Annotated in this window: 21 protein-coding genes; 10 read left to right on the top strand and 11 right to left on the bottom strand. The window is 66.4% G+C overall.

Features of this window, described 5'->3' with window-relative positions:
* Positions 1–2: 2 nt before the first annotated feature.
* Positions 3–1,301 (bottom strand): hypothetical protein, encoded by a 1,299-nt coding sequence (locus ACLBYD_RS24460; RefSeq protein WP_447818449.1) that lies wholly within the window; start codon positions 1,299–1,301, stop codon positions 3–5.
* Positions 1,302–1,433: 132 nt separating this feature from the next.
* Between ACLBYD_RS24460 and ACLBYD_RS24455 the strand changes: the two genes are divergently transcribed.
* Entirely contained in the window at positions 1,434–2,087 is a 654-nt protein-coding gene (locus ACLBYD_RS24455) for a TetR/AcrR family transcriptional regulator (RefSeq protein ID WP_447818448.1), read from the top strand.
* Here the strand turns inward: ACLBYD_RS24455 and ACLBYD_RS24450 are convergent.
* Both ACLBYD_RS24450 and ACLBYD_RS24445 read right to left on the bottom strand, forming a co-directional pair.
* On the bottom strand, positions 2,073–2,915 hold the full coding sequence (locus ACLBYD_RS24450) for an SDR family oxidoreductase (protein ID WP_447818447.1): 843 nt from the start codon (positions 2,913–2,915) through the stop codon (positions 2,073–2,075). The genes ACLBYD_RS24455 and ACLBYD_RS24450 overlap by 15 nt on opposite strands.
* 22 nt (positions 2,916–2,937) lie before the next feature.
* Positions 2,938–3,381, bottom strand: a complete 444-nt coding sequence (locus ACLBYD_RS24445) for a VOC family protein (RefSeq protein WP_447818446.1) — start codon at positions 3,379–3,381, stop codon at positions 2,938–2,940.
* A gap of 103 nt (positions 3,382–3,484) precedes the next feature.
* Between ACLBYD_RS24445 and ACLBYD_RS24440 the strand changes: the two genes are divergently transcribed.
* Genes ACLBYD_RS24440 through ACLBYD_RS24425 form a run of 4 tightly spaced genes read left to right on the top strand, consistent with a single transcriptional unit; the run spans position 3,485 to position 7,591 of the window.
* Positions 3,485–4,786 (top strand): acyl-CoA dehydrogenase family protein, encoded by a 1,302-nt coding sequence (locus ACLBYD_RS24440; protein WP_059384044.1) that lies wholly within the window; start codon positions 3,485–3,487, stop codon positions 4,784–4,786.
* 26 nt (positions 4,787–4,812) lie between these two features.
* Positions 4,813–5,805 carry a phosphotransferase family protein gene (locus ACLBYD_RS24435; RefSeq protein WP_447818469.1) on the top strand — a complete coding sequence of 331 codons (993 nt, stop codon included), beginning with the start codon at positions 4,813–4,815 and terminating at the stop codon, positions 5,803–5,805.
* An 11-nt stretch (positions 5,806–5,816) separates the two neighbouring features.
* The gene (locus tag ACLBYD_RS24430; protein WP_447818445.1) at positions 5,817–6,596 is read left to right on the top strand and encodes an enoyl-CoA hydratase-related protein; all 780 of its coding nucleotides are present in this window, start codon (positions 5,817–5,819) and stop codon (positions 6,594–6,596) included.
* 26 nt (positions 6,597–6,622) lie between these two features.
* Positions 6,623–7,591, top strand: coding sequence for an NADPH:quinone oxidoreductase family protein (locus ACLBYD_RS24425; protein ID WP_447818468.1), 969 nt, complete (start codon positions 6,623–6,625; stop codon positions 7,589–7,591).
* Positions 7,592–7,747: 156 nt separating this feature from the next.
* On the opposite strand, the gene ACLBYD_RS24420 is transcribed toward ACLBYD_RS24425, so the two are convergent.
* The 8 genes from ACLBYD_RS24420 to ACLBYD_RS24385 all read right to left on the bottom strand — a co-directional run bounded on the left by ACLBYD_RS24420 (position 7,748) and on the right by ACLBYD_RS24385 (position 14,529).
* Complete coding sequence (locus tag ACLBYD_RS24420) at positions 7,748–8,158, bottom strand: hypothetical protein (protein ID WP_447818444.1); 411 nt, start codon at positions 8,156–8,158, stop codon at positions 7,748–7,750.
* Between the two features lie 95 nt (positions 8,159–8,253).
* A complete protein-coding gene (locus tag ACLBYD_RS24415; RefSeq protein ID WP_447818467.1) occupies positions 8,254–8,859 on the bottom strand; it encodes a TetR/AcrR family transcriptional regulator in 606 nt (201 codons plus the stop codon).
* A 97-nt stretch (positions 8,860–8,956) separates the two neighbouring features.
* Positions 8,957–10,099, bottom strand: coding sequence for a thiolase family protein (locus tag ACLBYD_RS24410; RefSeq protein WP_447818443.1), 1,143 nt, complete (start codon positions 10,097–10,099; stop codon positions 8,957–8,959).
* On the bottom strand, positions 10,092–10,943 hold the full coding sequence (locus ACLBYD_RS24405; RefSeq protein WP_447818442.1) for an enoyl-CoA hydratase/isomerase family protein: 852 nt from the start codon (positions 10,941–10,943) through the stop codon (positions 10,092–10,094). The genes ACLBYD_RS24410 and ACLBYD_RS24405 overlap by 8 nt, the downstream gene beginning before the upstream one ends.
* A complete protein-coding gene (locus ACLBYD_RS24400) occupies positions 10,940–12,205 on the bottom strand; it encodes a CaiB/BaiF CoA transferase family protein (protein WP_447818441.1) in 1,266 nt (421 codons plus the stop codon). Before ACLBYD_RS24400 ends, ACLBYD_RS24405 begins: the two co-directional genes overlap by 4 nt.
* Entirely contained in the window at positions 12,205–12,972 is a 768-nt protein-coding gene (locus tag ACLBYD_RS24395) for an SDR family NAD(P)-dependent oxidoreductase (protein WP_120280518.1), read from the bottom strand. Before ACLBYD_RS24395 ends, ACLBYD_RS24400 begins: the two co-directional genes overlap by 1 nt.
* Positions 12,972–14,138 carry an acyl-CoA dehydrogenase family protein gene (locus tag ACLBYD_RS24390; RefSeq protein WP_447818466.1) on the bottom strand — a complete coding sequence of 389 codons (1,167 nt, stop codon included), beginning with the start codon at positions 14,136–14,138 and terminating at the stop codon, positions 12,972–12,974. The genes ACLBYD_RS24395 and ACLBYD_RS24390 overlap by 1 nt, the downstream gene beginning before the upstream one ends.
* 79 nt (positions 14,139–14,217) lie before the next feature.
* Positions 14,218–14,529: a hypothetical protein gene (locus ACLBYD_RS24385; protein ID WP_447818440.1), complete on the bottom strand. Its 312-nt coding sequence runs from the start codon at positions 14,527–14,529 to the stop codon at positions 14,218–14,220.
* Between the two features lie 296 nt (positions 14,530–14,825).
* On the opposite strand from ACLBYD_RS24385, the gene ACLBYD_RS24380 reads away from it, so the two are divergent.
* The 5 genes from ACLBYD_RS24380 to ACLBYD_RS24360 all read left to right on the top strand — a co-directional run bounded on the left by ACLBYD_RS24380 (position 14,826) and on the right by ACLBYD_RS24360 (position 18,739).
* On the top strand, positions 14,826–15,362 hold the full coding sequence (locus ACLBYD_RS24380; RefSeq protein ID WP_447818439.1) for a carboxymuconolactone decarboxylase family protein: 537 nt from the start codon (positions 14,826–14,828) through the stop codon (positions 15,360–15,362).
* A gap of 4 nt (positions 15,363–15,366) precedes the next feature.
* Positions 15,367–16,635: an aromatic ring-hydroxylating dioxygenase subunit alpha gene (locus ACLBYD_RS24375; protein WP_258260197.1), complete on the top strand. Its 1,269-nt coding sequence runs from the start codon at positions 15,367–15,369 to the stop codon at positions 16,633–16,635.
* On the top strand, positions 16,632–16,958 hold the full coding sequence (locus ACLBYD_RS24370; RefSeq protein ID WP_447818438.1) for a hypothetical protein: 327 nt from the start codon (positions 16,632–16,634) through the stop codon (positions 16,956–16,958). Before ACLBYD_RS24375 ends, ACLBYD_RS24370 begins: the two co-directional genes overlap by 4 nt.
* 303 nt (positions 16,959–17,261) lie before the next feature.
* Positions 17,262–18,554 (top strand): cytochrome P450, encoded by a 1,293-nt coding sequence (locus ACLBYD_RS24365; protein ID WP_145690840.1) that lies wholly within the window; start codon positions 17,262–17,264, stop codon positions 18,552–18,554.
* Positions 18,551–18,739: a ferredoxin gene (locus ACLBYD_RS24360; protein WP_447818437.1), complete on the top strand. Its 189-nt coding sequence runs from the start codon at positions 18,551–18,553 to the stop codon at positions 18,737–18,739. Before ACLBYD_RS24365 ends, ACLBYD_RS24360 begins: the two co-directional genes overlap by 4 nt.
* Positions 18,740–18,824 lie beyond the last annotated feature (85 nt).

Below are 18,824 nucleotides of genomic sequence, written 5' to 3'. Positions count from 1 at the left end.
GCTCACTCTCCCGAGAGTCCGCGGACGTAGGCGTCCATCGTTCCGGCACAGGTGATCTTGTCGTCGTCGCCGAGGTCGGAGTAGCGGACGATGTTCGGCAGCACGGTCTCGCCGGGCCGGCCGCACGGGCACGTTCCGAGGTCGACGGTGATCCGGTCGCCGGAGATCGTTCCGCCCCACCGGCCGTCGACGGTGGTGTCGACGAAGGCCGCGCGTCCTTCGACGATGGTGCCCTCCGGTTCGGCGAGGGCGCTTCCGTCCTTGGTGAGGACGAACAGCACGATCTCGTCCGGCACGTGGTAGCGGCCCTCCTCGGGGCACTTGAACATGCGGTTGTTGAGTTCCTGCATCGAGTAGTAGTGCAGGAAGCGCTCCGGCACGATGTTGAGGAGCCGGTAGATCTGTTCCTGGTAGTCGGCGGGAAGGTTCGTGCCCTTCAGTCCGCCGCCGCTGGTGAGCGCGTTGTTGCCGGTGATGTCGCCGTCGCGGATGCCCTTCTCCCGCAGGATCTCGCAGAGCCGGAACAGTTGCGGGAACTGGGAACTGAAGAGGATGTCCTCGGACTTGTGCGCGATGATCTGGTCGGCGAAGTGGTGCAGTCGCCGATCCTGCTGGGCGGCGCGCTCGGCGGATTCGGCCTCGAAGCGTGCGATGTCGTCGGGGGCGGCGGTGCCGTCGGCCATCGCACGGCGCATGGCCGACAACTTGGCCATGTAACGGTGGAAGCCCTCGGCGGGCGCCCCCTCGAAAAGCGGAAGGGCGTCCGGGCGGGAGAACTCGCGGATGATCAGGTCGCGGACACCGTTGTGCTGGGTCTGGCCGGTCTCGGGACCGACCGGGATGACGTGCCAGCGCTTCTCCGGCGGCAGTCCGAGCGCGGTGAAACAGTCGAGCAGATTCTGCTTGTTGACCTCGAGGTCGCGCTGGGACTTGTTGAGGAAGGAGCCCTTGCCGCTGGTCCCGCTCGAACTCGACACCATGTGGCCGGCCTTCTCGAGGGCGGCGATCCAGTCGTCGACGTCGGCGACCCCGGAGACGTCGACGTCGTCGACCGGGCGGCTCGACAGCGAGCCGAGCCAGCGGTTCATCTGCTCCCACCGGCCCTTGGCGATGAGCATGTCGGGATAGCTCTTGTAAGTGGTGTGGGGAAAGAGCAGAGGGATCATGTCCTCGCGTGAGCGGATCTCCTCGATGCCCTGGTCGGCGGCGCGCTGGGCGAGCACGGGGACCCGGTCGCGTCGTTGCTGGAAGTACGCGTTCAGCGTCGCGACGACGTCTTTCTGCAGGGTTGTTTCTGTCATCTGGTGTCCTCCGGCCCTCTGGATGCGGAACGTCGATAACTTGACTGGGAGGTATAGATAAAGAATTGCTGCAACCATACCCATGGGGAAAGTTTTGTGTCCAGACCCGGAACGATTTGGCACACTTCCCTCATGACCCCGACCCGCAGCGAGCAGGACACACGACGCCGTGGTGGACGTCCCACCAGGGAGGAAGCGAGCCGGCTCGACGACGCGGTACGCGAGTCCGCCCTCCGGCTGTTCCTCGAGAACGGTTACGAGGGCACGACGATGAACGCCATCGCCGCTGCGGCCGGCACCACGAAACCTTCGCTCTACGCGCGTTTCCCGACCAAGGAGGACGTCTTCCGGTACGTCCTCGGATGGGCCATGCAGCGCACCGACTGGCCCGCAACCGAACCGGAGATCCCCGACTACGACGACCTCGGGGACTCGTTGACCGCCATCGCGGAGGCCGCCGTCCGGCGTGCCCTCGACCCGTCGATGATCAAGCTGCAGCAGGTCGCCATCGCCTATGCCTCGCGCTATCCGGACATCGCCCGGAAGGCTCTCGGTCCCGGTTACTGGCCGCGCAGGAAACAGGTCGCGGATCTGCTCCGTCGGCACGCCGCGACGGGGAGCATCGTCGCCGACGACCCCGACACGCTCGCGGAATTGTTCCTGGCCATGGCGTCGGGTGGTCCCGCGCGTCTGGCCTCGTTCGGGATCGTGCGCGGGGCCGAGGACGTCGACGCCCACGTGCGGGCCGTCGTGGACCTGTTCCTGCGCGGCCTACGTCCGGACTGACGCGCGATCCGTCCCGGAGGCGAGCGAGGCGACCACACCACCGTCGACGAGCACGTCGGTGCCGTTGACGAAACTCGCCTCGTCGGACAACAGGAATGCGACGACGGCGGCGAGTTCCTCCGCACGGCCCGTGCGGCCGAGCGGCGTCGCGCGCACCATTTCGCCCATCGACTCGTTGTGGTCCGCCTCCTGCCGGCCCTGGGGAGTGTCGATGATGCCCGGCGACACTGAACATGCGCGGGCACCGACCGCCCCGAGCCGCACGGCTTCGTCGCGTGCGAACTGCTGCACACCGTATTTCGCCCATGCATAGGCGACGCCGGGATGTTCGATCGCCTCCCCCACGACCTCCCGGAGACGGTCGAGGAAGTCCTCGGCGAGCGGATCCGCGAGCACGGCGATCTCTTCCGGTGAAGGCTGCATCCGCCCGATGTTCGGTGCCATCGAGGCGAAGTAGACCGACGCGGTGCCCGCGGTCGCGAGTGGACGGAGCGCCCGGGCGAGCAGTGCGGTTCCGACCAGGTCGACGGCGAAGATCCGTCGCCAGTCGGCCATGGTCGGCGAGATGCCCGCCGCGTGCGCGACCGATCGCAAGGTCCCGAGTTCCGTCACGTGCGCAGCCAATCGCTCGAGTCCGTCGACGTCGGTGACGTCGAGGACGAACGGTTCGACCCGTGTCCGATCACCGTTCAACTCGTCGGCAGTGGCACCGACGGTGTCGGCGTCCAGGTCGACGAGCAGCAAGGTGTCGACCGTGCCGATCATGCGTTGCGCGCACGCGTATCCCATTCCGCGACCGGCTCCGGTCGCGATCCCCACGGTGGTCATGACATGCAGTCCTTTCGGATCATCAGGATGCCGCCCAGCACCGTGACAGTCCGGATTCGGCGGTGCGGGTGACGAGTTCGACGAGCACGCCCCGGCGGCTGCGGGCGAACGCGAAGAACATACCGCCGTCCGGCAGCGCGCGGGTGGCCTCGACGACGAATCCTTCCTTCTCGAGAAGACGGCAGTCCGACTCGACGTCGTCCGACCAGTAGCCGAGGTGGTGGATACCGGAGGTCGCGGCCCACAGGGGTGTGTCGGGCACGCCCGAGACGATCTCGATCCGCGGTTCGGTGACCGAATAGGAGCACTGGAGATCGACGCTCCGGTCGCCCTCCGGCAGCCTCACGTCGACGGCTCCGCCCACCTGCGGTCCCCACTGGTAGCCGAGCAGCGCCGAGAGTTCGTCCCGGGCGGCACGCGGGTCGTCGGTGACGATCCCGAGGTGGAAGAGGTCTTCGGCCTTCATGTCTGCGCCTTTCGGATGTACGTGTTCCAATTGCTCTTCGGTCGTGTAAGAATGAGATTCTTGGTATCGAGATAGATATTCTCACCGATGGAAGTGAGGCGCAATGGCCTGGGACTTCGAAACCGAGCCCGAGTACCAGAAGAAGCTGGACTGGGCCGATGCGTTCGTGCGCGAGGAGGTCGAGCCTCTCGACCTCGTGTGGGAACACGAACAGTTCGTCCCTCTCGACGGACTTCGCCGCAAGGCCATCGACCCTCTCAAGGAGAAGGTTCGCGCAGAAGGTCTGTGGGCCACCCATCTCGGCCCCGAACTCGGCGGTCAGGGATACGGACAGCTGAAGCTCGCACTGCTCAACGAGATCCTCGGGCGCTCGTCGTGGGCACCGATCGTGTTCGGTTGTCAGGCACCCGATACCGGGAACGCCGAGATCATCGCCCATTTCGGCACCCCCGAGCAGAAGGAGCGCTACCTGCAGCCGCTGCTCGACGGCGAGGTGTTCTCCTCGTACTCGATGACCGAACCGCAGGGCGGTGCCGATCCCGCCCAGTTCCGGTGCCGCGCGGTCAAGGACGGCGACCACTGGGTCATCAACGGGTGGAAGTTCTTCTCCTCCAACGCCCGCACCGCCGAGTTCCTCATCGTCATGGTCGTGACGGATCCCGACGTCCCCGTGTACAAGGGCACGTCGATGTTCCTCGTCCCCACCGACACCCCGGGCGTGAACATCGTGCGCAACGTCGGTCTCTACGGCGAACCGCTGAACGAGGGCACCCACGCGCTGATCCACTACGACAACGTGCGTGTGCCCGCCGACGCGCTCCTCGGCGAGGAGGGCCAGGCGTTCGCCGCCGCGCAGGTGCGACTCGGTGGCGGTCGCATCCACCATGCGATGCGCACCATCGGCCTGGCCCAGAAGGCCCTGGACATGATGTGCGAGCGCGCCCTCAGTCGCGAGACGGCCGGCAGCCGTCTCTCCGACAAGCAGGCCGTGCAGGGCTACATCGCCGACTCCTACGCGCAGCTCGCACAGTTCCGCCTGTTCGTGCTCAACACCGCGTGGAAGATCGACAAGTACAACGACTACAAGAAGGTCCGCAAGGACATCGCGACAGCGAAGATCATCATGCCCACCGTGCTCCACGACATCGCGTGGCGCGCCATGCAGGTGCACGGGGCACTGGGCGTCACCAACGAGATGCCGTTCTTCAAGATGATCCACGGCGCAGCAGTGATGGGCCTGGCCGACGGGCCGACCGAGGTACACAAGACCACTGTCGCCAAGCAGGTCCTCCGCGACTACAGCCCGGTCGACGACATGTGGCCCTCGGAGTGGATCCCGAAGAAGCAGGAAGAAGCCCGGAAGAAGTACGCCGACTACATCGAACTCGAAGTGGGGAACCTGTGATCGACACCGAGCGTCTCGCCGACTGGATGGACGAGCAGGGCCTGCCCGGCAAGGGCGCGCCGCTCGACGCGAAGTATCTCTCCGGCGGTACACAGAACGAGATCTACAAGCTCACGCGCGACGACTTCACGTGCGTCATCCGCATCCCTCCGGCCGGTGCGCCGGCCGACCGCGACAGCGGGATCATGCGCGAGTGGCGGATCATCCAGGGATTGGCCGGAACCGACGTCCCGCACACGAAAGCCGTTGCTGCGTGTGAGGACACGTCCGTCCTCGGCCGCTCCTTCTACCTCATGGGCCACGTCGACGGATGGTCGCCGATGGACCACCGCGGCACCTGGCCCGCACCGTTCGACACCGATCTCGACGCCCGCGCCGGCCTGGCCTACCAGCTCGCCGAGGGCATCGCCCTGCTGTCGAAGGTGGACTGGAAGGCACAGGGCCTGGAGGATCTGGGACGTCCCGACGGTTTCCACGACCGGCAGGTGAGCCGGTGGACCCGCTTCTTCGAACGGATCAAGGCCCGCGAGATCGAGGGCATGGACGTCGCGACGAAGTGGCTCGAGACCCATCGTCCGCTCGACTACATCCCCGGTCTGATGCACGGCGACTACCAGTTCGCCAACGTGATGTTCGAGCACGGCGCCCCCGCGAAGCTCGCGGCGCTCGTCGACTGGGAGATGGGTACCGTCGGCGACCCGAAGCTCGATCTCGGCTGGATGCTCATGAACTGGCCCGAGGACACGAGCGCCGACGAGGACAGCGCCGTCAGCTACGTCGACCTGACCGGGATGCCCGGTCGCGCGCAGATGCTCGCGCACTACGCCGAGGTCTCCGGCCGCCAGGTCGACGACATCGACTACTACCTGATCCTCGCCGAGTGGAAGCTCGCCATCGTCCTCGAACAGGGATTCCAGCGGGCCGGGGACGATCCCAAGCTGCAGTCGTACGGATCGGTGATCACCAGTCTCATGAAGTCGGCCGCCGATCTCGCCGAGTCGACGGACTACAAGGGCTGAAGGGGTCTGCGATGACGACTGTCGTGGAAGGACTGGTGGAGGAACGGCACGGACCGGTGCTCGTCCTCCGCATCGACCGCCCCGAGGCGCGTAACGCTCTCAACGGAGCCGTGCTCCGCGGAATCGGTGCTGCGGCCCTTCGGGCAGAGGCGGATCCGGAGATCCGGGCGATCGTGCTCACCGGCACGGGCGACCGGGCATTCTGTGCGGGCATGGACCTGCGTGCGTTCGCGGAAGGCGAGGACATCGGCACCGACTCCGACGAAGCCGCCGGATATGCGCGGCTGTCCAGGGGCGAACTCACCGTCCCTGTCGTCGGCGCCGCCAACGGCAGCGCTGTGGGCGGCGGGCTCGAACTCCTCCTCGGCGCCGACATCATCGTGGCGTCCTCCGAGGCGAAGTTCGGCCTACCCGAGGTGAAGCGGGGTCTCTTCCCCGCCGGCGGCGGCACCGCCATCGGCACCCGCATCCCCGTCGGGGCGGCACTCGAACTGACCCTGACGGGGGATCCGATCACGGCACAGCGCGGCTACGAACTCGGACTGATCAATGCCGTGGTGGCGCCCGATCAGGTCGTGGACACCGCACTCGACTACGCCCGGCGGATCGCGGCGAACGCCCCGCTCGGCCTGTCCGCAGTGAAGGAACTCGTCCGGCTCGCGCAGGCCGATCCCGAGCGTGCCGGCGAGCGACTCTCTCATTGGCAGTCGGTCGTCTTCACCAGCAACGACGCCAAGGAAGGCGCCACCGCGTTCATGGAGAAGCGAGCGCCGGTCTGGCAGGGACAGTGACTGCCCCGGCCGAGCCGACGAGCACCGTGCGCGCCGTCGTCTGTACCGAATACGGGGAACCCGAATCCCTTCGGGTGGAGTCGCGGCCGTCGTCCCCGCTCGCGCCCGGTCACGTCCGGGTGCGCGTGGGGGCGGCGGCGGTGAACTTCCCCGACGTCCTCCTCGTGGCGAACAGGTACCAGATCAGCGTGCCGCCGCCCTTCGTTCCGGGCAGCGAGTACGCGGGCACCGTCGTCGAGGTCGCGGACGACGCGGACGGGATCTCGGTGGGCGATCGTGTCACCGGCACCGGGTTGGTCGGAGCGTTCGCTGACGAGGTGGTTGCTCCCACGAAGGCCTTGAAGAAGACGCCGGACGGGGTCGACGACCGCACCGCCGCGTCCTTCGGAGTGGCGCACCGGACGGCCTATCACACGCTCCGGTCGGTGGCGCGCCTGCAGCCGGGAGAACGACTCGTCGTCCTCGGAGCCGGTGGAGGCGTCGGTCTCGCGGCCGTGCAACTCGGTGTGGCGCTGGGCGCTTCGGTCACCGCCGTCGCCTCGTCGGCCGACAAACTCGCGGTCGCGTCGTCCTACGGCGCCGCGCACACGATCGATCACTGCACGAGCGACCTGCGTTCGGCTCTGAAGGACGTGCTGCCGGAGGGAGCCGACGTCGTCGTCGATCCGGTGGGCGGCGAACTCTCGGAGCCGACGCTCCGGTCGCTCGCCCGCGGTGGACGTTTCGTCACCATCGGGTACGCGTCCGGGTCGATCCCCCGGATCCCTCTGAATCTCGTTCTGGTCAAGGGCATCCGGATCATGGGCTTCCAGTTCCAGGATCTCGATCCGGAGGAGTACCGGCGGAACGAGGCCGAACTCGTGGACCTGCTCGTCTCGGGCACGGCGGTTCCGCACATCGGCGCGGACTATCCGCTCGAGGACGCCGCGCGGGCGCTTCGTCATGTCGCCGACGGACGAGCGGTCGGGAAGGTCGTCATCGACATGTCCCGCTGATCGTCCTCGCGCGACGAACCGATCCTTGCGCGCCCTACACGCCGGGCGAACCCCGGTTCGGCGCGCAAGGACCGGCCAGCGCAGCAATTACCTTCCGGCACTACGGCTGTGACCCGACCTCCGAGCAAGGAGGCCGGGCCACAGTCGTCGTGGTACTCAGGCCATGGAGACGAGGTTGCCGCGCATACGGAGCGTGTCGGCACCTCCGGTGAGGAACGATTCGGTGGCGGCGATCGCGGACGCCGGGGCCGCTGCAGCGGCGAGGGCGTGCGACTTGAAGACCTGGGCCGCACGGCTCAGGCGGTGCTGCAGCGGCACGATGCGCGAGTCGAGTTCGGAGGGGACGTTCTCGCCCCACAGCGCAACCGTGGTGGGACTGTCCGACATCGCCTCGAGCACGCCGTTGCGGATCCGCTCGTCGGACGCGTAGAGATCGGCGGCGACGGCGACCATGTCGGGCATGGGACCGTAGGGTGCAGAACTCAGAGCGGACTCGAGGTCGACGGCCTTGGTCGCGCCGAGGATCTCGAACGGACGCAGATCGGAACTCTGCGGAACGACGACCACCACTTCCCAGCCTGCCGCAACCTGGTCGTACAGCCAGCCGCCGGTGTACCGGACGGCGTCCGTTACCTTGGGCGCGACGAGCGCGACCCTTCGTCTCAGGATGTGGCGGCGGGCATGAGCTGTTGCTCGAGCGACTGTATGTAGTCCTCGAATATTGCGGTCAGTGGGAGCGAACGATCGAGCAGCCATGAGGTTTCCATTCCATTCAGGAAAGCGACGATCTCCACCGCTTTGACGGCTGGGTCCACATCCGTTCGGTATCGTCCGGCGTGTTGTCCACGCCGGATGCCGGCTTCGACCGTGTCGAGGGCCGCCTGATACCGCCCGAGTAGGCGATCGTGCAGAGGGGCATCCGGTTCGAGATTCTCGATGAGAAGCACCGCATACATTCCGACCAGTTCGGGTGACTCCTCGAAACGCTTCGGGAGCTTCCTGAGCTGATCGACGAGGTCTCCCGTCCGATCCACACGAGCGTCGTCGTCGTTGTCGCGGGCATCGAGCACCGCGTGCAACAACTGGTCCTTCGACTCGAAGTGATGCAACAACCCGGCCGGGGTCAATCCTGCTTCCCGGGCGATCTGGGCGAGGCTCGTGCTCCGCCACCCGTTCCGCGCCAGAAACCGCTGGGCAACGCTGAGAATCAGCTCCCTGCGATCCTCACCTCTGGCGAGGAGAGTGTCGTATGCACGCTGGGACAACAGCCCTCACTTCGTTGAAGAAGAACAACCTACTGAACGCACATTAGGTCATTTCCGCAGGTGTGACAAGGGTCTCATCACATATTTGTTTCGCTCTGGGTCACACCAGCTCGACGACGGTCGCGTTGGCAGTGCCGCCGCCCTCGCACATCGTCTGGAGACCGAAGCGAATGCCCTGGTCACGCATGTGATGAATCATCCGGGTCATCAGGACCGCACCCGAACCGCCGAGCGGATGACCGAGCGCGATCGCCCCACCGAGCGGATTCAGCTTCTCCGGATCAGCGCCCGTCTCGGCCAGCCACGCCAGCGGCACCGACGCGAATGCCTCGTTGACCTCGAAGACACCGACGTCTCGTAGCGCGATGCCGGCCTTCGAGAGGGCCTTCTCCGTCGCGGGGATGGGTCCGGTCAGCATGAGGACGGGATCGGCACCGGCGACGACACCCGCTCGGTACCGGACCAGCGGAGTGAGCCCGAGCTCCCGGGCCTTCTCCGGCGTCGTGACGAGCAGCGCCGCCGCACCGTCGGAGATCTGCGACGAGTTGCCGGCATGGATGACGCCGTCCTCGGCGAAGGCCGGCTTCAGACCGGCCAGCTTCTCGACGGTCGATCCCCGCCGTACCCCTTCATCCACCGACACCACGCCCGCCTCGGTGGGCACCGGGACGATCTGCGCGTCGAACGCACCGCGGTCCAACGCAGCGGCGGCCCGCTCGTGCGAGAGCACCGAGAACTCGTCGAGACGCGTCCGGGAGAAACCCCACTTCTGAGCGATCTTCTCGGCAGAGATGCCCTGGTTGAACGAGAACCCGTCGTACCGGGCCAGCGCCTTCGGTCCGTACGGCTGACCCGACGCCCGCGCCGAGCCCAGCGGCACACGGCTCATCACCTCGACACCACCGGCGACGACGACGTCCTGTTGCCCGGACATCACCGCCTGCGCCGCGAAGTCGAGCGCCTGCTGGCTCGACCCGCACGCACGGTTGATCGTCGTACCAGGAATCGATTCGGGCCAGCCGGCGGCGAGGACCGAGTACCGGCCGATGTTGCTCGACTGGTCTCCCACCTGCGAGACACAGCCCCACACGACGTCGTCGACGACCGCCGGATCGATCCCCGCGCGCTCGGCAAGGGCCTGCAGGACGTGTGCCGACAGATCCGCCGGATGCTCGCCCGCCAGTCCCCCGTTGCGCTTGCCGACCGGCGTGCGGACGGCTTCGACGATGACTGCTTCACGCATGTACTTCTTCTCCACTCGTTGTCTGTGGTTCCGGAGTCTGTGGTTCCGGAGTCTGTGGTTCCGGATTCAGTGCCCACCGGCCGGTGAAGCGGACCTCGCGCTTCTCGGCGAAGGCCCGGAACGCCTCGGGGGCGTCGACGGTTCCGAAGTTGACCGCCTGGGCGCGCGCTTCACCGGCGAGGGAATCCCGCAGGCCGCGGTCGGCGGCTTCGTTGAGCAATGCCTTGGTCTGCGCCAGGGCGACGGGCGGCCCGGCCGACAGCCGAGCGCAGAGATCGTCGACGAACGCATCGATGCCCTCCTCGGATTCGATCCAGGTCACCAGCCCCAGCCGGTGCGCCTCGTCGGCGTCGATGGCCTCGGCCAGCAACGCGAGTCGTTTCGCCTGTTGCAGACCGACGAGCCTCGGCAGCAGCCATGTACCGCCGAGATCGGGTGACAGTCCCCGCTTGGCGAAGATCTGCGAGAAGGTCGAGCGCGGTGTCGCCACCACCAGATCGCATCCGAGCGCCAGGTTCCAGCCCGCCCCGTAGGCGACGCCGTCGATCTTCGCGACGGTGGGAACGGGCAGTTCGTGGAGTAGCAACGCGACGTCCGTCAGTTTGCGCAGCTTCCGCAGGGGATGTGCGACACCGGGATTGGCGATGTCGGCACCGGAACAGAACGCGCCGGCCGCGCCGGTGATGACGAGGACACGCGCGTCCGGGTCGTCGGCGGTGTCGACGAGCACGTCGTGTAATGCCTGCCAGAGCGGACCGTCGATCGCGTTCTTGCGATGCGGCCGGTTCAACGTGAGGGTCCGGACCCCGTCGCGGTCGTCGACGAGAAGAGAATCGGCGCTCATTCGGCTGCCTCCGTATCCGGTGCGCGGTATGCGGGACCGATCGCGCCGGTCTCGCGCAGCCGCGCGATCTCGGTGCGGGCGATCCCGAAGTCCTGCAGCACTGCGTCGGTGTGCTCGCCGAGCCCCGGCACCGCACCCATGGGCAGTTCGAAGTCCGCGACGACCGGTGGGGGAAGCAGTGCCTCGATCGATCCGTTGGGGGTTGCGACCTCCCGCCAGCGATCCCGGGCCTGCAGCTGCGGATGCGCGATCACGTCGCTGGGCAGGTTGTACCGGGAGTTGCCGATACCCGCCTCGTCGGCGATCTTCTGGATGTGCGCGAGGGGGTGCCGGGCACACCACTGCGCGATCGCCTGGTCGAGCACGGCGCGGTGTTCGCAGCGACCGGCATTGGAGCGGAAACGCTCGTCGTCGGCCAGATCGTCGCGTTCGATGATCTCCCGTGCGAGTCGCTGCCATTCCCGGTCGTTGGTGGTGCCGAGGACGACCACCTGGTCGTCGGCGGTGCAGTACGACCCGTACGGCGAGACGGCGGGCGACGACATGCCCAGCGGTTGCTGGTTCACCCCGGAATAGCGTGTGTAGGTCAGCGGATATCCCATGAGCTCGGTCATCGTGTCGAACAGGCTCACCGACACCTTCGACAGGCTGCCGCCGCGGCCGCGGTGCCGTTCCTTGCCGCACAGCAGGGCGAGGATCGACACGGCCGAGTACAGGCCGGTGGTGATGTCGGCGACGGGCGGGCCGGGTTTCGCCGGCATGCCGGGATGGCCGGTGACGGCGCACGCCCCCGATTCCGCCTGGATCAGAAGGTCGTAGGCGCGTTTGTGCGAGAGCGGACCGCCGGGACCGTAGCCGTCGATCTCGACCGAGATCAGTTCGGGATAGCGTTCCTCGAGCCGATCGGGTGACAGTCCGAGTCGCGCGGTCGCGCCCGGCGCCAGATTCGACACCAGCACGTCGGAGCGGGCGAGGATCCGGTGCAGCACCGCCATCCCGTCGTCCGACTTCAGGTCGAGTGTCACCGATTCCTTGCCGCGGTTGGCCCACACGAAATGTGCTGCCATGCCACCGACGACGTCGTCGTAGTCGCGCGCGAAGTCACCACCGCGGGGGTTCTCGATCTTGATGACCCGCGCACCGAAGTCGGCGAGCGTCCGCGTGCACATCGGTGCCGACACGGCCTGCTCGAGGGTGACGACGGTGACGCCCGCGAGCGGGCCGTCCGAGCCCACAGAACCTGTTGTCACCGTCTCGGTCATCACATCACCATGCCGCCGTCGACCGGAAGGACCTGCCCGGTGACGAACGATGCCGCGTCGGTGGCCAGGAAGACGAACGCTCCGGCGACCTCCTCCGGGGATGCCCAGCGGCGCAGCGGAATACGGCCCAGCATGTTCGCAGCGAACTTCTCGTTGGTGCGGATCGTCTCCGTCATGGGAGTCGCGGCGAGCGGGGCCAGCGCGTTGACGAGGATGTTCTTGCGGGCCAACTCGCGGGCGAGCGACTTGGTGATGCCGATGATCCCCGCCTTGGCCGCGGAGTAGTTCACCTGCCCGAGCGTGCCGGTGATGCCCGCCGAGGACGTCACGTTGATGATGCGGCCCTTGCCGTCGGTGGCAAGGAAGGGCAGCGCCGCCTGCGAGCAGTTGAAGGCGCCGAGCACGTGGATGTCGTGGATGCGCTGGAACGAGTCGACCGTGGTGTCGGCGAACATCGCCGGGTCGGTGACACCCGCATTGTTGACGAGGATGTGGAGCACACCCTCGGTCAGGCCGGCGGCACGCGCCATCGCGGCGTCGGCCGCATCCCGGTCGCGGACGTCGAGCGCGGCGCTGTCGGCCTTACCGCCGTTCACCGAGATCCGTTCGGCGACAGCGGCCGCGGCGTCGCCGTTCACGTCGGTGACGAGCACGGCCGCACCGGCGGCTGCGAGGGCTTCGGCGACGGCCGAACCGATACCGCCGGCCGCGCCGGTCACCACGGCCGATCGCCCGGTGAGATCGAAGAGAGAGTTGTTCACGGCCATCAGTAGCTCCTCGGCAGTCCCAGAGTGTGTGAGCTCAGGAAATTCAGGATCATCTCCTGGCTGATCGGTGCAATGCGCATGACGCGCGCTTCGCGGAAGTACCGCGAGACGTTGTACTCCTCCGAGTAGCCCATGCCGCCGTGCGTCTGCAGCGCACGGTCGGCAGCGGTGAATCCCGCTTCCGCACAGAGGTATTTGGCGGTGTTGGCTTCCCGTCCGCACGGCTTGCCGTTGTCGTAGAGCCAGGTCGCCTTGCGCAGGACGAGTTCGGCGGCGTCGAGATGGGCGAGCGAATCGGCGAGGGGGAACTGGATTCCCTGATTCATGCCGATGGGGCGGCCGAAGACCTCGCGTTCGTTGCCGTACTTGACGGCCTTGTCGAGTGCCACGCGGCCGATGCCGAGCGCCTCGGCGGCGATGAGCATGCGTTCGGGGTTGAGGCCGTCGAGCAGGTACTCGAAACCCTTCCCCTCCTCACCCACGCGATCCTCCACCGGCACCCGCAGGTCGTCGATGAACAGCTCGTTCGACGTGACGGCGTTGCGCCCCATCTTGCGGATGGGTCGGATGTCCACGCGGCTGCGGTCGAGATCGGTGAGGAACAACGTCATGCCGTCGGTCTTCTTCTGCACCTCGTCGTACCGCTGGGTGCGGGTCAGCAGCAGGATCTTCTCGGATTCCTGCGCTTTCGAGATCCACACCTTGCGGCCGTTGACGACGTAGTGGTTGCCGTCCCGCCGCGCGAAGGTGGTGATCCGCGAGGTGTCGAGCCCTGCCCCGGGTTCGGTGACACCGAAGCAGACGTGCAGGTCGCCGCTGACGATGCGCGGCAGGGTGCGGGCCTTGAGCTCGTCGGACCCGTGCTTGACGACCGGCTGCATGCCGAAGATGTTGAGGTGGATCGAGCTCGCAGCGTTCATGCCGCCGCCCGAACGCGCGACCTCCTCGAGCAGCAAGGTGGCCTCGGTGATGCCGTATCCGTGCCCGCCGTACTCCTCGGGCATGGTGATACCGAGCCAGCCACCGTCGGCCATGGCCTTGTAGAACTCCGACGGGAACTCGTGGGCGAGGTCCTTCTCCATCCAGTACTGGTCGTCGAACCTCTTCGTCAGTTCGGCCACCGACTTGCGGATGAGCTCCTGATCCTCGCTGAGTTCGAAACTCATTCCGCTCATCGTCGGCACCTCCGGCCCTGCGGGCTGGGCTGCACGTCGTCGAGGTTCATGGTGGTCCCTTTCGTGTCGGTCAGTCGGAGGCGGGAAGCGGCTTCGCGGCCTTGAGAGTCATGGGGATACCGCCGTAGCCGAGTTCCCCGGGCCCCGAGGAGGTGCACAGCACCTCGACCGTGTCGTCCGCATCGACGTAGCGCTTGCCGAGGACGGTGACAGCGTCGCCTGCCGACGGTTCGGGCCGACCCGGAGGAGCCGGAATCATCGGGGCGCCACCGCATGTGAGCTCCCGCGCGTTCTCCGCAGGGGCGCGGACGACGACGACCCTCGTGGAACCTTCTGCGGCGGCGAGCTGCACTCCTGGACGAAGTGGTGCGGGTGTGGTCACGACGTACCTCTCTTTCGATCGCTCGGCGGGCGAGCGCGACCCCGGATGGCTGATGCGATGAAAACTATCCTCTCTTTTGAGGATAATCAACCTTCGCAAGGCGCCGCCCCTACGCGGAAGAGACGCGTAGATCTCATGCCTCCAACGGAGGCGTAGAGCGACAGCCACTCCGCGCGCGAGCTTCCCACCAGTGGAAACAGGACATTTCCCGCGGAACGTTGACTATCCGACGCGGACATGGAAATCTATCGCTCAGAAATGAGAATGTAATTCTCTCAAGCAGGGAGGAGGTTGATGTGGCACTGCTATCCCCGCTGCCGGCGGAACTGTGGGACGAGGACGTCGACGCAGCACTGAAAGGTCTGATGCCCCGGCACATGAGGAATCCGGAGCACGCCGGCACCGCGATGGCGACGCTCGTCCACCATCCGGAGTTGACCAAGGCCTTTCTCGGCTTCAGCGTGCATCTTCTGTTCCGATCCACACTCCCGGCCAGGCTGCGCGAACTCGTGATTCTGCGGGTCGCCGCACTGCACGACTGCTCGTACGAGCGTGAGCACCACGTCGAGATCGCAGGTACCGAAGCCGGCCTCACGCCGGACGAGATCGACGCGGCCCTCGACGGGTCGGCCGAGGATCCGTTCGAACAGCGCCTGCTCGACTCCGTTCGGGAGTTGACCGAGACCTCGCGTCTGTCCGAGGAGACCTGGACAGCGCTCTCGGAGCATCTCACCACCAAACAACTGATGGACCTCATCTTCACCGTGGGTGGCTACAGCCTGATGGCCATGGCCTACAACACCTTCGGTATCGAGTTCGAAGACGAAAGGTAGAACCTTGCCCCACTTCACCAAGCCGGCCGAGGGAAGCTGGACCGAGCACTATCCCGAACTCGGCACCGCACCCGTCGACTACACCGACTCCATCGATCCCGCCTTCTTCGAGGCGGAGCGCGAGGCGATCTTCAAGCGCACCTGGCTCTACATGGGTCGCGTCGAGCAGTTGCCCCGCGTCGGCAGCTACTTCACCAAGGAGATCCCGTCGGCCGGACCCGGCACCTCGCTGGTCATCGTCAAGGGCAACGACGGCGTCATCCGCGCGTTCCACAATGTGTGCCGCCACCGCGGAAACAAGTTGGTGTGGAACGACTTCCCCAACGAAGAGACCGCCGGTAGCTGCAAGCAGTTCACCTGCAAGTACCACGCCTGGCGCTACAGCCTCGAGGGCGATCTGACCTTCGTGCAGCAGGAGGGCGAATTCTTCGATCTCGACAAGAAGGACTTCGGACTCAAGGCGGTGCGCTGCGAGACGTGGGAAGGGTTCATCTACATCAACCTCGACGACGACGCAGCTCCGCTCGTCGACTACCTCGGCGACTTCGCCAAGGGCCTCGAGGGCTATCCCTTCGACAAGATGACCGAGGTCTACAGCTACCGCTCGGAGATCAACGCGAACTGGAAGCTGTTCATCGACGCCTTCGCCGAGTTCTACCACGCACCGATCCTGCACATGAAGCAGGCCGTCAAGGACGAGGCCGAGAAGCTCGCCGGCTACGGCTACGAGGCGCTGCACTACGACATCAAGTCGCCGCACTCGATGATCTCCTCGTGGGGCGGCATGGCCCCGCCCAAGGACCTCGACATGGTCAAGCCCATCGAGCGCGTCCTGCGCTCGGGTCTGTTCGGCCCGTGGGACGTCCCGGACATCGAGGGCCTGGCCGAGGATCAGCTGCCGCCCGCGGTCAACCCCACCAAGTTCCACAGCTGGGGCCAGGACAGCTTCGAGTTCTTCCCGAACATGACGCTGCTCATCTGGAAGCCGGGCTGGTACCTCACCTACACCTACTGGCCCACCGCCGTCGACAAGCACATCTTCGAGACGAGCCTGTACTTCGTCCCACCGAAGAACGCTCGCGACCGCCTCGCACAGGAACTCGCCGCGGTGACCTTCAAGGAGTACGCGCTCCAGGACGCGAACACTCTCGAAGCGACCCAGACCATGATCGGCACCCGCGCAGTGACCGATTTCCCGCTCAACGACCAGGAAATCCTCCTGCGCCACCTCCACAAGACCGTCGCCGATTACGTCAAGGAGTACCAGAAGTGACGACTCTGCCCACCGAATTCGCCGACCTCGAACAGTATGCCGACTGGGCTCTGGCCACCGAGCCCGAGCGCTACGCCAAGCGGCTGGCGTCGAGCATGCCCGAGATGCAGCAGTTCTACGACGCCGCCTTCGGCCGCCTCGAGGACGCCATCACCTACCTCGACAAGTTCGATCTGGACGACCTCGACGACGATGCCCGCGCGCTCATGCACCTGATGCAGTCGCTCGTGATGGTCTCGTTCCCCGTCGAGGTATGGAAGCAGCCCCGCGTGCCGGACAGCGGCGCCGCCTGGGTCACCATCACCAAGGAACCGGTGGTGTGATGCCACCCGTCGGGACACTCCGGCGATGAGCACACCTCGCGCCCGTACCCGAACCCTATGGGGTTCGAGTACGGGCGCGCTGTCGTTTCTTCGGTTCCACGCCGTCCGCATTTCAAGATCGAACACAGTTGGTCGATTGTCATCACGTGATCGATCACAAGTCCGATATGCACGAAAGATCCCCTCGCGCCGGACTTTCCGACCCATGGTTGGATGTGCGGGCGAGACACGGCTTCGAGCGCGGGACGGCCGCGGGACGAGGCCGAACTCCGCAACAGCCCACCGTCTGCCCCGGGAGGAACCATGACCGACATCGAGACGAAGAACTTCTTCACCGATCCGGATCTCGTCGAGGACCCGTACCCCTATTACGACGCCCTGCGTGACGGATGCCCGGTCAGGCGCGAACCCCACCACAACGTCATGATGGTCACCGGCTACGAAGAGGCGATCCAGGTCCTGAGCGACGAGCAGACCTTCTCGTCGTGCATCTCGGTGACCGGTCCGTTCTCCGGCCTGCCGGCCTGCCCCGAGAGCGACGACATCACCGACTTCATCGAGGAGCACCGTCCCTCGCTGCCGATGAACGACCAGCTCCCGACCATGGATCCCCCGCAGCACACCGACCATCGCGGCCTGCTGATGCGGCTCATCACTCCCAAGCGCCTCAAGGAGAACGAGGCCTTCATCGAGCGCATCGCCGACCGCCTCCTCGACGATCTGCTCGCCCGGGGCGAGGGCGACTACATCACCGGCTTCGCCGCGCCGTTCGCGATGCTCGTCATCGCCGACCTGCTGGGCGTGCCGGAGAGCGACCACCAGGAGTTCATCGAGGGCCTGAACATCCAGGTGGAGAAGGGATTCTCGCTCGGCAGCACCGAGGGTGAGGCACTGAAGCTCAACCCCCTCGAGTTCCTGTACAAGAAGTTCGGCCAGTACATCGAGGACCGCCGCGCGAACCCCACCGACGACGTACTGACGGGCCTCGCCACCGCGACCTTCCCCGACGGCACCCTGCCGCCCGTCGACGACGTCCTGCGCATCGCCGCGAACGTGTTCTCCGCCGGCCAGGAGACCACCGTGCGTCTGCTGAGCTCCGCGCTGCGGATCATCGCCGAGCAGCCCGAACTCCAGAAGACCCTGCGCAGCGAGCCCGATCGCATCCCGAACTTCATCGAGGAGACGCTGCGTTTCGAGAGCCCCATCAAGGGCGACTTCCGGCTCGCGAAGACCCCCACCACCATCGGTGGGGTCGACGTCTCGGCCGGCACCATCATGATGCTGGTCAACGGTGCCGCCAACCGCGACCCGCGTCAGTTCTCCGATCCGAACGACTTCGACATCGACCGCCGCAACGCCCGCACCCACATCGCGTTCGGTCGCGGCGTGCACTCGTGCCCCGGCGCCCCGCTCGCCCGCACCGAAGGGCGCGTGGGCATCCAGCGCCTGCTCGAGCGCACCAGCGAGATCCGGATCTCCGAGAAGGTGCACGGCCCCGAGGACGACCGGAAGTTCGGTTACCTACCGACCTTCATCCTGCGCGGCCTGCTCGCACTGCACCTCGAGTACGCACCGGTGGAAGGTGAGTCGAAGTGAAGGTCTTCGTCGACGACGACGCCTGCCGCGGACACGGTGTCTGCCTCGCCGCCTGCCCGGAGGTCTTCGACCTGAGCGACGGCGGGTACGCCGTCACGCTCGTGTCCGAGGTCCCGACCGAGCACGAGGAATCCGTTCGGGAGGCCGCAGCGGGTTGTCCCGAGAGGGCGATCCGGCTCGACTGAGTCACGATCGAAGCCGAACACGGGCGTCGGTCCGGACCGAAAGGTTCGGGCCGACGCCCTTTTTCGTCCCATCCACCGATGGTTC

The sequence above is a fragment of the Rhodococcus sp. C26F genome, assembly GCF_053345925.1.
Note: the sequence above shows the minus strand (reverse complement) of the source record. Positions and strands in the feature narration are given on the sequence as shown.